Genomic DNA, 14,273 nt, shown 5'->3' with positions numbered 1-14,273 from the left:
TAATTATTCCGTAGTTATAATTTGCTCTGTATGTGCTTTTGTTTTTACTTTGGTAATTACATCTTCAATAACGCCATTTTCATCAATTACAAAAGTAGTTCTATGAATTCCGTCATAAACACGTCCCATAAATTTCTTTGGTCCCCAAACGCCAAAAGCATTAATTACAGCTTTATCTTCATCTGCTAAAAGCGGAAAAGGCAATTCGTGTTTGTTAATCCAGTTTTGTTGACGTTTTGCAGAATCTGCACTTGCACCCAAAATTGCATAACCCTTTGCTAAAAAAGTTTGATAATTATCTCTTAAATTACAAGCTTCTGCTGTGCAACCTGGCGTACTTGCCTTTGGGTAAAAAAACAAAACTAGCTTTTTACCTGAATAATCTGAAAGTTTAACTGTGTTTCCTTTTTCGTCTTTCGCTTCAAACTGTGGCGCCTTATCTCCTATTTTTAATGATGTCATAATATTATTTTAGTTTCAAAGTTACAAAGTAGGCAAGTTACAAAGTCTAAAAATAAATCCCTAAAAGTTATCGCAAAAAATTACATTTCAACTTTGTACCTTTGAAACTCTGAATCTTTGCAACTCAAAAGAATGACCAAACAAGAAAAAGTACAATTTGTAATTGACACACTTCAAGAAAAATATCCAGAAATACCTGTTCCTTTAGACCATAAAGATCCTTATACATTATTAATTGCTGTTTTATTATCTGCACAATGTACAGATGTTCGTGTAAATAAAATAACACCTTTATTGTTCGCTAAAGCAGATAATCCTTTTGATATGATAAAAATGTCTGTTGATGAAATTAAGGAAATTATAAGACCTTGCGGATTATCGCCAATGAAAAGTAAGGGAATTTACGGCTTGTCAAAAATTTTGATTGATACATACAATGGAAAAGTTCCTCAATCTTTTGAAGCTCTAGAAGATTTACCAGCTGTGGGTCATAAAACAGCAAGTGTTGTTATGAGTCAGGCTTTTGGAGTTCCTGCTTTTCCTGTAGATACACATATTCACAGATTAATGTACAGATGGAATTTATCAAACGGAAAAAACGTTGCGCAAACAGAAAAAGATGCAAAACGTTTGTTTCCAAAAGAATTATGGAACGATTTACACTTGCAAATTATTTGGTACGGACGAGAATATTCTCCTGCTCGTGGTTGGGATTTAGAAAAAGATATTATTACCAAAACAATCGGTAGAAAGTCTGTTTTGGATGAATACTATAAGAGTAAAAAGTAGATACAAATTTCACAGAGTTCTATGTGCTTGTGTGTTTTAATTTGATATGATTGATCAATATTTTCTCAAAGATTTTTCCCCTTTGGGGAAATTAAAAGGGGTCATAAAAAAAGCCTCAACAATGTTGAAGCTTTTTCCACTCTTAATTCAAATTCAATTCAATGAAGTCTTCTGATTTAGTTTTTACAATAGTTAGCGACTTGGAAAAATTAATCAAAAATTGAACTGTTTCTTTTTTAGGTTGCATCTGAATTTCAGATGGCTTTCTTGAGTAAATTTGCATCATATATACTATTTAATTTCTTGGTTATAAAGTAGTAACGATGCTTTTTTTACTTTATTGCTAATTCACTAAAATAATTTTATGTTTCTCTATTAATTTGCGCATATTTATTAAAGCATAACGCATTCTACCCAATGCCGTATTAATACTAACACCTGTATTCTCACTTATTTCTTTAAAACTCATATCTTTATACATACGCATTACCAAAACTTCTTTTTGTTCTTCTGGTAATTCTTTTACCAATTCTCTTACATCATTATAAATTTGCGCTTGTATAATTTGTTTTTCAGCATTTAGATTTCCATCTCCTAAAACAGAAAAAATATCAAACTCTTCTGTATTCTTAAAAGTTGGCATTCTGTTAGACTTTCTAAAATAATCTATAACCAAGTTGTGTGAAATACGCATAACCCAAGGCAAAAACTTACCTTCTTCATTATAATTTCCTCTTTTTAAAGTTCTAATTACCTTAATAAAAGTATCCTGAAAAATATCTTCTGTAATATCTCTATCTTGAACTTTACTGTAAATAAAGCTAAACAATCTTTGTTGATGTCTTTTTATTAAAACCTCTAAAGATGCTTCGTTTCCTTGAATATAATTACTTACTAAATTGCTGTCTGGAATTAAATCTCTACGCATCATAAACTACTTTTTAGAAAAGCTAGTTGCTTTTCAGTTTTTATTATCTATATAACAATTAAAAGTAATTCTTCCCTATATGCGTCTAATTTTGTGATGTTTAAGAACCCCAAATATCAATATTATTTTTTAAAACAGCAAACTATTTAACAAAATCATTTTATATTCTTTTTAAAATGGATGAAAAAACAGTATTTTTAACCCTTATTTTTTACTTGAATGAAAAACGATATTTCTACGATAAATCCTAAAGAAAACATCATAATTAAAGGAGCTAAACTCCATAATTTAAAAAATATTGATGTTGTAATTCCTAGAAATAAATTAGTAGTTATTACTGGTTTATCGGGTTCTGGTAAATCTTCTTTAGCTTTTGACACGTTATATGCAGAAGGTCAAAGACGTTATGTAGAAAGTTTGTCTTCTTATGCACGTCAATTTTTAGGGAAACTACACAAACCCAAAGTAGATTATATAAAAGGGATTGCACCAGCCATTGCTATTGAGCAAAAGGTAAACTCCACAAATCCGCGTTCTACCGTTGGTACATCCACAGAAATTTACGATTATATTAAACTTTTATATGCCAGAATTGGTAAGACCTTCTCTCCTATTTCTGGTAAAGAAGTAAAAAAAGATACGGTTTCTGATGTTGTTAATTTTGTAAAAGAGTTTAATGAAAGAACAAAACTACTATTACTTGCCCCAATTACTATTGATGAAAATCGTGATTTAAAAACAGTTTTACAAGTTCTAGAACAACAAGGTTATGCCCGTTTAAAATGGAACGAAAAAGTTTTTAGAATCGCTGATTTTCCACAAGATAAATTTAAAAACGAACCTTTGTTTTTAGTGGTTGATAGAATTATCACCAAAAATGACGAAGACTTTTACAACAGATTAGCAGACGCCATACAAACCGCTTTTTTTGAAGGAAAAGGTATTTGTTTTATCCAAAATTTAGAAAATAACAAAGTAGCTGAATTTAGTAATAAGTTTGATTTAGACGGAATGTCTTTTTTAGAGCCTAATACACATTTATTCAGTTTTAACAACCCTTATGGAGCTTGCCCAACTTGCGAAGGTTATGGAAATGTAATTGGTATTGATGAAGATTTGGTAATCCCAAATACTGGTTTATCTATTTTTGAAGATTGTATTTTCCCTTTTAAAACTCCTTCTTACATTCATTATAAAGAAGAATTAATTGAAGTTGCTTATCAATTTGACATACCCATTCATAAACCTTGGTTTGAGTTGACAGAAAAACAACAAGAATTGGTTTGGAATGGCAACAAATCTTTTAACGGAATTCATCATTTCTTCCAAGTTTTAGAAGAAAAAAGTTATAAAATTCAGAATAGAGTAATGCTTTCTCGCTATCGCGGAAAAACAAAATGCACCACTTGTAATGGCAAACGTTTACGAGAAGAAACCAACTATGTAAAAATAAATAATAAGACAATTTCTGATTTAGTTACACTTCCAATGGATGAACTATCAACTTTTTTCAAAAACATAAAATTAGACAAATACGAAAAAAAAATAGGAAAACGTTTGTTGACAGAAATCAACAATAGATTACAATTTTTAACAGATGTTGGTTTGTCTTATTTAACCATCAACAGAACTTCTAACACACTTTCTGGTGGAGAGAGTCAACGTATAAATTTGGCAACTTCTTTAGGAAGTTCACTTGTAGGTTCTATGTATATTTTAGACGAACCCAGTATTGGTTTACATCCAAAAGATACAGAACGTTTAATTGGTGTTTTAAAAGATTTGCGTGATTTAGGCAACACAGTTGTAGTTGTAGAACACGATGAAGATATTATGAAACAAGCTGATTACATTATAGATATTGGCCCAGAAGCTGGTACTTTTGGAGGTAATGTTGTGGCTGAAGGAACTTATAAAGAAATTCTAAAATCCGATTCTTTAACGGCACAATATTTAAATGATAATTTAAGAATTGAAGTACCCACAAAACGTAGAACATCAAAAAATAATATTCAGATTGTTGGGGCAAGAGAACACAATTTAAAAAATATTGATGTTACTTTTCCTCTAAATTGTTTGTCGGTAATTACAGGAGTTTCTGGTTCAGGAAAAAGTACTTTAGTGAAGAAAATTCTCTATCCATCAATGCAAAAAAAGTTGATGGGTTATGGAGATAAAATTGGTCAGCATACAAAAATTAAAGGAAGTTTTGAGCATTTAAAACACGTAGAATTCATCGATCAAAATCCTATTGGACGTTCATCGCGCTCAAATCCTGTAACCTATATTAAAGCTTATGATGATATTCGCACGTTATTTTCAAATCAAAAATTATCAAAAATAAGGAATTATAAACCCAAGCATTTTTCCTTTAATGTAGAAGGTGGACGTTGTGAGGTTTGTAAAGGTGAAGGTGAAGTTACCATAGAAATGCAATTTATGGCAGATGTGCATTTAGAATGTGATGTTTGTAATGGAAAGCGTTTTAAAAAAGAAGTTTTAGAAGTTAAATTTGATGAAAAATCGATAGATGATATTCTAAATCTTACGATTGATGATGCTGTTACTTTTTTCTCTGAAAATTTAGTTACCAAAATTGCGCAAAAGCTAAAACCGCTGCAAGATGTTGGTTTGGGTTATGTTACTTTAGGACAATCTTCTTCTACACTTTCTGGCGGAGAAGCACAAAGAATAAAATTAGCATCCTTTTTAGTAAAAGGAAACACCAAAGACAAAGCATTATTTATTTTTGATGAACCCACAACTGGTTTACATTTTCACGACATTAAAAAATTATTAGCGTCTTTTAATGCACTGATTGAAAAAGGACATTCAATTATTGTAATTGAACACAATATAGAACTCATTAAATGCGCAGACTATATAATTGATTTAGGTTTAGAAGGAGGTAAAAACGGTGGAAATTTGATTTTTGAAGGAACTCCTGAAGCATTAGCAAGAAATAAAAAATCGTATACAGCTAAATATTTGGCGGAGAAATTGGTATTTTAATGGAAATAATCAGACCTCACAGGTTTTTAAAACCTGTGAGGTCTAAAAAAATAATGGAAAAAGTGAATTTAAATTTTTTGAGTTAGTCATTTAATTTCTTTAGCTTAATCTCTTTAATCTAAAGAAATTAATTCAATCTATTTTTATGTTACTGATGGAAAAATTATTAATGAAACTTACAAAGGAAAGTTTTCAACAAGAAAAATTTTCACATCAGAACGACCAAAATTTGAAATGTCATTTACAAACCACTATATTTTAACAACCAATCCAACAGTTTACAGAGAAATTTGGGATTTTATTCTTGTTTTTAATTCTCCTAAATTTAATAATATGTATTTTCGAAAAGGAAAATGGAAAGAAATTAAATAATATGCTCACAAATCTAACAGACAAACAAAAAGTAAATTATGTAAGAATTTTAGCAATTCTTGCTGTTTTAGTATTAATGGTTTACGCACCAAAATTATGGTTTACAACTAAAGTGTTTCCTGTAATTCCGTTGTTTGATTGGTTGCCAATTCCAACATCACCTTTCGATTATATTTTAGCTGGTTTCTTTTTTTTGATTCAGATTGCATATATTTTTCAAAATAAAAGATGGCAAGGTTGGGTAATTATTTTGTTGTATTTGTATTTGGCATTGGTAGATCAAAATAGATTGCAACCTTACTTTTATCAAAGTTTTTTAACCATTTTAGCCATTGAAATTTTTCCGAGAAAAACGAATCCAAGAAAAATTTTATATGCAATAATTCTCATCTTTTTTGCCACCTATTTTTGGAGTGGAATTCAGAAAGTAAATGAGGCTTTTTACATACAATGGCTTAGTGCTTTAAATAAACATTTTAGTTTTTTACCTCAATGGTTTTTAGTTAGTTTTACTTATGCTGTTCCTTGGTTAGAAGCTTTAATGGGTGTTTTATTATTGTTTAATAAAACCAGAAAGTTTGGGGTTTTATTTATTTTATCAATGCATTCTATCATTGTTTTTCTTTTAATTTATTTAGGTTATGGATACAATGTTATTCCTTGGAATATTCAGAATATGATTAGTGTTTTTATTCTTTTTTGGACTTTAAAAACTTACAATTCTTTAGAATTCTTTCTTAAATTTTTCAACAAACAAAAATTAGCCGTTTTAGTTTTTACTATTGTTTTACCTCTTGCAAATAATCTTACTGGTTTTTATGATAACTTATTGTCTTTTCATTTTTTTACGGCAGATTTAAGCTATTACAATGTTTTTATTAATGAAAAATTAGAAGACGCTTTGCCAGAACATATTCAAGCTTTTTATCGTTTTGAAAACGGAAAAGCGTATTTGAATATGAATGAGTGGGCACAATATGATAACAAAGTTTTGTTTTATCCAGAAGAAAGAATCATTAAATTTATGGATACTTATTTACGTTCTTTTGCCAAAAACCCTAATGAAGTTGGTTTAACAGAATTGGTAGATTATAATCTGAAAAAATAAAACTTTAGATTCTTTTTTTCTTAATTTTTATTATTGCTAAGATACTCCCTAAAACAAGTAAAATTAAGATTCCCTCATTAATATCAAGTCCTGGAGGTGGAGGAATTGGTGGGGGGGTACTAATTGTACATAATAGAATATCATAAGTATTTGTTTTATTAAAAACTCAAAAGAAATGGATTTAATTTATTTGGGGATAAATTACAATTACTATTAGAAGAAAAATGTTTTTAAAAAACCTCTAAATTAACCAAGTCTTATGAGTTTAATGATAATAGTTTGTTATTCCCCTTAGAAACTTTAACTATTATCAATATTTTAATTAATAAATACTTTCTTACTTATATACCCTTTGTCTGTTCTAATTTTAAAAATACAAAATGTTAATGGAATTTGTCTTACTTTTAAACGATTCTCTAATATTGGTTTTAGTTGACTCCATTCATTTATTTTTTGTCCAAGAATGCTAAATAATTCTATTTTTTCTATATATAAATTATCTTTATTTTGAAGTACTATTTCTTTTGTTAAATCGTCAAAAAACACTTTAATTGAACTTTTTAGCAAGCTATTTTCAACAACACTTAAAGTAGATTTTCTAAATGCTAAATAAAATCTATTGGAATAACTCCCTTTTTCTAATTCTAAAGTTACAGCAGTTGACAAGTCATAATAACTACCCGTAACCTTATCTAAAATAAAAATATTTTTATTTATATTTTCAATTTCATCAATCTTAACATTAATAGTTTGATTTTTACCTAAAACAAAAGAAATTGGTATTACTAATTCATTAGAAATTGCTCCTACTCCTGCTATTATTAGCTTTTTGTTTGGCATCTCATTAAACTGCCAAAACATATCTGTACTACCAACATCATACATTTCACTATCATATCCGTTTTCATAATCAAAAGTATTACCTTGTTTAAATGAAATGCCTATTTGCCTATGATAATCAATATTATTAAGCTTAAAATTCATTCCAAGTTTTAATATTGGTATTGAATCTCTTTCTTCTTTTTTCTCTTTTTTTCCATTTTTAAAAAAGAAAGTTCCTCCATTAGCAAAGTCATTATTTTTAAATTCTCTTTGAGAATTTTTAAATATAACTTGCCCACTACTTCCTCCGGTTTTAGTTGAAACAAAAAAACCTTGCCCAACAGCCATATATCTATTTGGGGCGTGATAGGTTCCATTTCCAAGTGATACTTCTCCTCCTTTTGCAAAGACGACATTATCTAAAACAAGTTTATTTGGTTTTTGACTTGTAATTGTAAACGAAGTTACATCTGTCCAATTTAAGTTAAAAATTTGCCCTGTATTTCCTGTTAAAGTTTGATTTACTGTTGTATTTCTATTAGTATCATTTGCAGTAATTGTAATAATATTCTGAGTAGTTGTTGATGCAATATCATTGTACAAATAAATAGTACTTATATCTACAAGATTATCAAATATTACTTTAAAAGATTTTGCACTTAAACCTCCAGATTTAACAATTGTGTTTCCAGAAGTTCCCCCAAATCCTAATTTATCAACAATATCAACTCAAGCTGGTTCATCTATAGAAACAGTGGCAGTAAAACTATAATTCGTATTCCCTATAGTTATTGTTTTTGATTGGATAACATTAGCTCCATTATCTGATGCATTTTCCCAATCAAAAGTTTCGTTGTTAGAATTTGGCACACTTCGAGCAGAAATACCCATTGTTAGATTTCTTTGAGAATATCCACCTTCATAATTATTTTGGTAATGACCTTCGTTACCAGAGGTTGAAGAATAATCTTCACCTGTATGTTCCCAAAAGTATAAAGTGCCATCTATAACTGCAATATTATCATTAATAAAATCTGTGATGTCTAAAGCGCTTGGATACGGATTTCCTAACAAATGAGTTGCTGGTGCAGCATTAATAGTAAAAGTAATATCACCATCATTTGGTGTCTCAGTAAAAGTAAAATTCTGTGGAACATCTCCAGTACTTTTCATAGAAAACCCTTATCCGATATTTATATCTCCGGTTTCTCTTTGCTGAACCCAAGCAGAACCATCTCCTAGATCATTTAAGTTTATATAAATCCAATGATTAGATAATGTTATTGGCGTATATGAAGATGGGTATACACCACTTCCTGGAGCACCATCTAAACCTGGAAGGAAACTAATAACTGGAGGTAATGCAGCAGAAGTTGTACTAGTTGGGTCAATACCATCTCGTAAAATTTCTTCTACTCTAAAAGTTGTTAAATTGTTTTCTACCACAGGAGAAGACCAATAATGATACCTATAAACTGTAGGTACTTTTGCTTGTTGGTCTTTAAACAGTTTACTTGCCCCAGAAACTTGACTTACTCCTGAATGTGTTTGCACCAATTGTGCATCTCCTATTAACCTTAAACTACCGATTGTTAATGCTAGATTATTCATTACTCTAAGTTCTATTCCATCTGCAACAGAAACTACTGCAAGAGGTGAAGTTACATTCACAAATTTGAGCATTTCCATATTTTTAAAAATAACAGCATTATTACTACTTCCCTTTATCTCTTGAGCCCTAGTACCTGACACAAAACGTGTTGTACCATTTATAGGGTCATTTGCAGTCATTGTTCCATTATTGGTAATGTCTTTATAAAGATATAAATCTCCAATATTTTTGTGAGTTCCATTATTGGTATAGTTTTCATAAACATATGTTTTCCCTTTATTTTCGAAAACGGCATTTAAATTATTGGTAAAATTATTTAAAAAAGATACTATAATATTAGCTCCTTCTACCCTAAAAACACCATTATTTACGATATCTTGAGAGTTAAGAGTACCTAGCGAGGAAATAAGAATATATAAAATAAAAATTTTCTTCATTATTTTTTATTTTTCTCTAGTTCTTCAATTCTTTTTGTTAAGCTTTCTACTTTTTTTAATAAATCTTCAATTACTAAAGATTGTTCTTGCGTTGCTTTTACTAATGGCACTACAAATTCTGCATATGAAAGACTGTATAAATCTTTTTTATTTTTTGGTTTTACAACGCCACTAAAATTATAATTAACTTCTTTTGCAGCTTTTTCTACTTCTTGTGCTATAAATCCTGTTCTTAAAATTTTTTCTGAATCATATTTTTTAACATCATTGTTAGAAATATCTGTTATGTCTAAAAAAGTATTTTGCTTATCTACATCAAGATTGTATGTTACAGGTCTTAGTTTTTTAATAAAATCTAAACCTCTAACATTTTCTTTAATGTTAGTTTTTATTCTTTTATCAGAATAAGTACTAAAAGCAACTTGCCCACGTATAGCAGTAATCGAAGTATTGCCAAGATGTATTTGATTATTCCCTGTAACACTTGCTTGATAACCTATTGCTGTAGAATTCGTACCATTTGCTGAAGCTGAAGCACCAATAACGGTAGAATTAATTGCACTTGTACACGTAAGACAAGCAAAATCTCCAATAGCAACATTGAAATTTCCTGTTGTATTATCTCGAAAAGCATTAAACCCAATAGCAGTATTATTTGAACCTATTGTATTTTTAAATAAAGCCCTATAACCAATAGCAACATTGGATGCACTTGAAAAACCAAAAGAACCAGATCCCATTAGTGCTTGTGATCCAATAGCTGTATTGTTATTTCCAGAACCAAAATTAAGCATACTGTTTGTACCAATAGCAACGTTATTTGCAGAAGATATCGCGTTCAACATTGCATTAGAACCAAGTGCAACATCTCCATTTCCTGTTGTTTTATTTCTAAGAGACTTTGATCCTACTGCTAAATTATTATCACCATCTATGTTAGAAAATAAGGTTGTTGTTCCTAAGGCAACATTAAAATCTCAATCAGTATTATTTAATAAAGAATTAGACCCAAGAGCTGTATTTTCTCCACCACTTACATTATTTTTCATAGATTCAAACCCAATGGAAATATTGTATGGTCTAGCGTTAGTATTCATTTGAGAACCAGTACCAATTGCAATATTTTGATTTCCTGAAACATTATTTCTTAGAGCATTAGTTCCAATACCAATGTTAGAATCTCCAGTTGTTACAGATTTTAGAGTATCGTTACCTAAAGCTATATTAAATACACCTCCTGAAAAACCTCCAACAACTATTGATTCTAAAGCATTGTTACCAATTCCTATAACATTAGTTGCTGCACCAGTAAATGATTTACCTGCGTTAACCCCTAAAAAAATTGACTTTGCATCATTAGATTTACCATCTCTTAAATCATCTATTTGTTTTACAAAAGGAAGCCAAGTAGTTGTTGCATTATCCCAATAATAAAAATTATTCTGCCCTGTATGAAACACTAACATACCATTTTGGTCCGCTGTTGGAACTGGAGTAGGAAAATTACTTACTCTTGGAATTAAAATTCCATCTAGACTAGTAGGCGTTGATGAACTTGATGCAACGATATCTAATTGTGCTTTAGGAGTTGTAGTACCTATACCAACTTGACCAAAAGTTATAAATGTTAACGATATTAAAAGAAATGTTATTGTTTTTTTCATAATATAATTTTTGTTTCGATTTTTTTCATAGCAATTTTTTAAATCAAAAAACTACTCACTAATTTTTATTATTCTGTTGCTACCAAATCCTTTTTCTGTATAGATGATACTTATAAGATATATTCCGTCTTTTAATTCTTTTAAAGAGAACGTTTTCTTTTTTGGTTTTAAAAATTGTTTTACTTTCTGACCCAAAAGATTATAAATTTCAATTTTGTCTATAACTAAATCAGATTTAACTTCAAAGATGGAAGAAGTTGGGTTTGGGTAAATTTCGAAACCTAGTTTTTCAAAATCATTTACACCTGCAGTACTAGTAACTATCATTGGTTGGCTTGCACTTGCAGGATTAAAGTTATTATTCCCAGATTGACTTGCTGTAAACGTTGTGGTGCCCGCTGAATGTATGCTAACTACATTACCATTTACAGAAGCCACACTTGGATTAGAACTTGAATAAGAAATAGCTAAATTAGAATCTGAAGATGCATTTAAACTAAAATCCGCAGCATTTACATCTACATTTGGTAACGAATTAAAAACAATGGTTTGATTTGCTTTACCTATAGTTAATGATTGTGTTACATCAGTAGCTGCATTATAATTATTATTCCCAGATTGACTAGCTTTAATTGTTACATATCCGGCACCAGAAATAGTAACAGTATTACCATTTATAGTAGCGACACCAGTATTTGAACTTAAATAAGTAACTGCTAAGTTAGAGCTAGCAGTAGCATTTAATTGAAAAAAACCTTGGCCATAAATTACATTGTTTGGCAGAGAATTAAATGTAATCGTTTGATTTGCTTTATCTATAGTTAATGTTTGTGTAACATTTGTGGCAGCATTATAATTTGCAGAACCAGCTTGAACAGCTGTAATTGTTGTACTGCCTGCACCAACTATAGTAACAGTATTACCACCAATAGTAGCTACATTTGTGTTTGAACTTACGTAGCTAACAGCTAAATTAGAACTTGCGGTTGCTATTAAATTAAAGGCTGTATCTCCATAAGTTTTATTTGGTAACGTGTTAAAAGTAATCGTTTGATTTGCTCTACCAACAGTAAAAGTTCGCGTAACATCTGTAGCAGCATTATAATTTGCATTTCCTGCTTGACTAGCTATAATATTTGTAGTTCCTGCACCAACAATAGTAACTGTATTTCCACTAACAGTAGCCACATTTGTATTAGAACTTGTATAGCTAACTGCTAAATTAGAACTTGCAGTTGCTGTTAAATTAAAAGCAGCATCTCCATAAGTTTTATTTGGCAATGTATTAAAAGTAATCGTTTGATTTTGTACATTAACTGCAGTTTCGAAATTCCAAGTGGTTTTATCAGAAATTCCTGAAAAAAGTGTATTGTTAGCATCTTTAATAGCACCATTATCTATTTGAACATAAAATTGTTTAGCAAAAGCTAAATCTGCTGCTGGGTCTATTAAAATTTGATTCCCCGTAATTGAAACATTTGCACTTAAAACATCAATAGTTTCGACAACACTATCATCATTAGCATCATAAATGATGATGTTTCCACTGTTTTTAGAAATATTTTTGTTAAAAGTCATTTTTAATTTATTATCAACAGATATATTGGTTCCGTTGTCAGTTGGATCTAAAGAAGCTATGATGATATTGTTTGAGAATTTCCACAATTCATCACCATTTACGCCATCATCAGCAGAAAAATATAAAAGATTGTTTGATACTATATAATCTCTTGGATTTCCATCTCCAGAAGGATTGATGTCTTGCTTTAAAATAGTTCCTGCAACAGTACCATCAGATTCCCATAATTCTTTTCCGTTTATACCATTATCTGCCGTAAAGTACATTTTACTATCATAAATTATAAAACCTGTTGGCTTACTATTACCGTTTGCAGTAGTATTAATATCCTTAAACATAGCAGTTGTAGATGCTGCAATTTTAGAGGAAGAAGTTTTAGAAGAACTACTACCTCCTGTTTGTGTAAACCATAATTCTACATCATTTGTACCATTATCTGCTGAGTAAAATAGTTTATTATCGAAAACGAAAAAATCTTTTGGATTACTATGATTATTTGCCCCTGGATTGATGTCTGCTACATTAACAATATTACCACTTTTATTTACCTTATAAAGTTCATTACCAGTTGAAGGTGTAAATGCTGTAAAATATAACTCATCTTTGTATTCTACAAATGTTGTTGGTTCGTTTGGGTCTAAGCTATGACCTGAACCAGGATTCAAATCTGCAACCATAGTTGTATTAGCTGCAGTACCGTCTGTAACCCAAAGCTCACGCCCATTTACACCATCGTCAGCAGAAAAATAGACTTTATTATTAAAAGAAGTAAAATTTCTAGGATCACTATCTCCACTCGAGTTTATATTTAAAACACGGTAAGTTCCTCCTGAACCTTGACCATTACTTATGCATAGTTCTTTATCATTGGAAAATCTTGCGCCAGAAAAATAAAGCTTATCTCCTATTACTTTTAAATTTTCTGGAAAACTACTTTGAAAACTTGCTGAGTTTAAATTTATATGACTTGTATTTAATGCGGCATCAGTAAAAAATAATTCTGTTCCTTGGCTGCTTGTTCCAAAGCCTTGATAATATACTTTGTCTTTAAACTCTACAATATTTTTTACTTTTGTTGCGGCAGTTGTTAGTCTGTTTGTTCCTGATAAAGTACCATCTGAAACCCATAATTGTGAAATACCATTTGAATTACTTTCTCCTGAAAAAAATACTTTATTATTGGCAGGTAAATAAGTAAAATATTGAGGTTTTATAACTGTACTTACTACATCTCTAAGTAATTTGGTTCCTGAAGTTGTACCATCAGTTACCCAAACACTATATTTTGAGCCATTTAAAACAGAAAAAACTAATTTCCCATTCGCATCAACTCTATTAAATTTATAACTTGGCATACTTGATGTAGAACCAATTTGAATATCTTTTACCAAAACTGATTGAGCATTACTAAATGCTATTACAAAAATTGATAAGATTAAAGTAATTTTTTTCATAAGATTTAATTTTTTAAGTTTTAGAAATATTTTT

12 protein-coding genes are annotated in these 14,273 nt (G+C 29.9%); 4 read left to right on the top strand and 8 right to left on the bottom strand.

The genetic code is table 11. The features are described from left to right. Positions 1–3: 3 nt before the first annotated feature. Positions 4–462: a thioredoxin-dependent thiol peroxidase gene (gene bcp, locus ACY2RX_RS00390; protein ID WP_490101971.1), complete on the bottom strand. Its 459-nt coding sequence runs from the start codon at positions 460–462 to the stop codon at positions 4–6. A 132-nt stretch (positions 463–594) separates the two neighbouring features. On the opposite strand from bcp, the gene ACY2RX_RS00385 reads away from it, so the two are divergent. Then, positions 595–1,251 carry an endonuclease III domain-containing protein gene (locus ACY2RX_RS00385; protein WP_490101970.1) on the top strand — a complete coding sequence of 219 codons (657 nt, stop codon included), beginning with the start codon at positions 595–597 and terminating at the stop codon, positions 1,249–1,251. 343 nt (positions 1,252–1,594) lie between these two features. Here ACY2RX_RS00385 and ACY2RX_RS00380 read toward each other — a convergent pair whose 3' ends face one another. Next, a complete protein-coding gene (locus ACY2RX_RS00380; protein ID WP_490102515.1) occupies positions 1,595–2,179 on the bottom strand; it encodes an RNA polymerase sigma factor in 585 nt (194 codons plus the stop codon). Positions 2,180–2,398: 219 nt separating this feature from the next. On the opposite strand from ACY2RX_RS00380, the gene uvrA reads away from it, so the two are divergent. From uvrA to ACY2RX_RS00365, 3 genes are all read left to right on the top strand, one after another. Further along, positions 2,399–5,191, top strand: coding sequence for an excinuclease ABC subunit UvrA (gene uvrA, locus ACY2RX_RS00375; protein WP_490101969.1), 2,793 nt, complete (start codon positions 2,399–2,401; stop codon positions 5,189–5,191). A gap of 234 nt (positions 5,192–5,425) precedes the next feature. Next, the gene (locus ACY2RX_RS00370) at positions 5,426–5,563 is read left to right on the top strand and encodes a hypothetical protein (protein ID WP_490101968.1); all 138 of its coding nucleotides are present in this window, start codon (positions 5,426–5,428) and stop codon (positions 5,561–5,563) included. A 1-nt stretch (position 5,564) separates the two neighbouring features. Then, positions 5,565–6,671 carry a MauE/DoxX family redox-associated membrane protein gene (locus ACY2RX_RS00365; protein ID WP_490101967.1) on the top strand — a complete coding sequence of 369 codons (1,107 nt, stop codon included), beginning with the start codon at positions 5,565–5,567 and terminating at the stop codon, positions 6,669–6,671. A 318-nt stretch (positions 6,672–6,989) separates the two neighbouring features. On the opposite strand, the gene ACY2RX_RS00360 is transcribed toward ACY2RX_RS00365, so the two are convergent. The 6 genes from ACY2RX_RS00360 to ACY2RX_RS00335 all read right to left on the bottom strand — a co-directional run bounded on the left by ACY2RX_RS00360 (position 6,990) and on the right by ACY2RX_RS00335 (position 14,239). Continuing rightward, positions 6,990–8,096 (bottom strand): DUF8693 domain-containing protein, encoded by a 1,107-nt coding sequence (locus tag ACY2RX_RS00360; RefSeq protein ID WP_490101966.1) that lies wholly within the window; start codon positions 8,094–8,096, stop codon positions 6,990–6,992. A 126-nt stretch (positions 8,097–8,222) separates the two neighbouring features. After that, positions 8,223–8,666 (bottom strand): DUF8693 domain-containing protein, encoded by a 444-nt coding sequence (locus ACY2RX_RS00355; RefSeq protein ID WP_490101965.1) that lies wholly within the window; start codon positions 8,664–8,666, stop codon positions 8,223–8,225. A 9-nt stretch (positions 8,667–8,675) separates the two neighbouring features. Further along, complete coding sequence (locus ACY2RX_RS00350) at positions 8,676–9,542, bottom strand: hypothetical protein (protein ID WP_490101964.1); 867 nt, start codon at positions 9,540–9,542, stop codon at positions 8,676–8,678. Then, entirely contained in the window at positions 9,542–10,387 is an 846-nt protein-coding gene (locus tag ACY2RX_RS00345) for a tail fiber domain-containing protein (RefSeq protein ID WP_490101963.1), read from the bottom strand. The genes ACY2RX_RS00350 and ACY2RX_RS00345 overlap by 1 nt, the downstream gene beginning before the upstream one ends. A gap of 132 nt (positions 10,388–10,519) precedes the next feature. Then, positions 10,520–11,206: a phage tail-like protein gene (locus ACY2RX_RS00340; RefSeq protein WP_490101962.1), complete on the bottom strand. Its 687-nt coding sequence runs from the start codon at positions 11,204–11,206 to the stop codon at positions 10,520–10,522. A gap of 51 nt (positions 11,207–11,257) precedes the next feature. Then, complete coding sequence (locus ACY2RX_RS00335) at positions 11,258–14,239, bottom strand: ELWxxDGT repeat protein (RefSeq protein ID WP_490101961.1); 2,982 nt, start codon at positions 14,237–14,239, stop codon at positions 11,258–11,260. Between the last annotated feature and the right edge of the window lie 34 nt (positions 14,240–14,273).

The organism is Polaribacter sp. 2405UD43-2, from assembly GCF_058147125.1.
This window is presented reverse-complemented; position numbering and strand designations above follow the sequence as displayed.

Excerpts from the sequence above, each read along its gene's own strand:
- uvrA (WP_490101969.1), top strand. The coding sequence starts at position 2,399 with ATGAAAAACGATATTTCTACGATAAATCCTAAAGAAAACATCATAATT.
- ACY2RX_RS00370 (WP_490101968.1), top strand. The coding sequence starts at position 5,426 with ATGTCATTTACAAACCACTATATTTTAACAACCAATCCAACAGTTTAC.
- ACY2RX_RS00340 (WP_490101962.1), bottom strand. The coding sequence starts at position 11,206 with ATGAAAAAAACAATAACATTTCTTTTAATATCGTTAACATTTATAACT.
- ACY2RX_RS00345 (WP_490101963.1), bottom strand. The coding sequence starts at position 10,387 with ATGTTGAACGCGATATCTTCTGCAAATAACGTTGCTATTGGTACAAAC.
- ACY2RX_RS00335 (WP_490101961.1), bottom strand. The coding sequence starts at position 14,239 with ATGAAAAAAATTACTTTAATCTTATCAATTTTTGTAATAGCATTTAGT.
- ACY2RX_RS00380 (WP_490102515.1), bottom strand. The coding sequence starts at position 2,179 with ATGCGTAGAGATTTAATTCCAGACAGCAATTTAGTAAGTAATTATATT.
- ACY2RX_RS00385 (WP_490101970.1), top strand. The coding sequence starts at position 595 with ATGACCAAACAAGAAAAAGTACAATTTGTAATTGACACACTTCAAGAA.
- ACY2RX_RS00350 (WP_490101964.1), bottom strand. The coding sequence starts at position 9,542 with ATGAAGAAAATTTTTATTTTATATATTCTTATTTCCTCGCTAGGTACT.
- ACY2RX_RS00355 (WP_490101965.1), bottom strand. The coding sequence starts at position 8,666 with ATGAAAAGTACTGGAGATGTTCCACAGAATTTTACTTTTACTGAGACA.
- ACY2RX_RS00365 (WP_490101967.1), top strand. The coding sequence starts at position 5,565 with ATGCTCACAAATCTAACAGACAAACAAAAAGTAAATTATGTAAGAATT.
- bcp (WP_490101971.1), bottom strand. The coding sequence starts at position 462 with ATGACATCATTAAAAATAGGAGATAAGGCGCCACAGTTTGAAGCGAAA.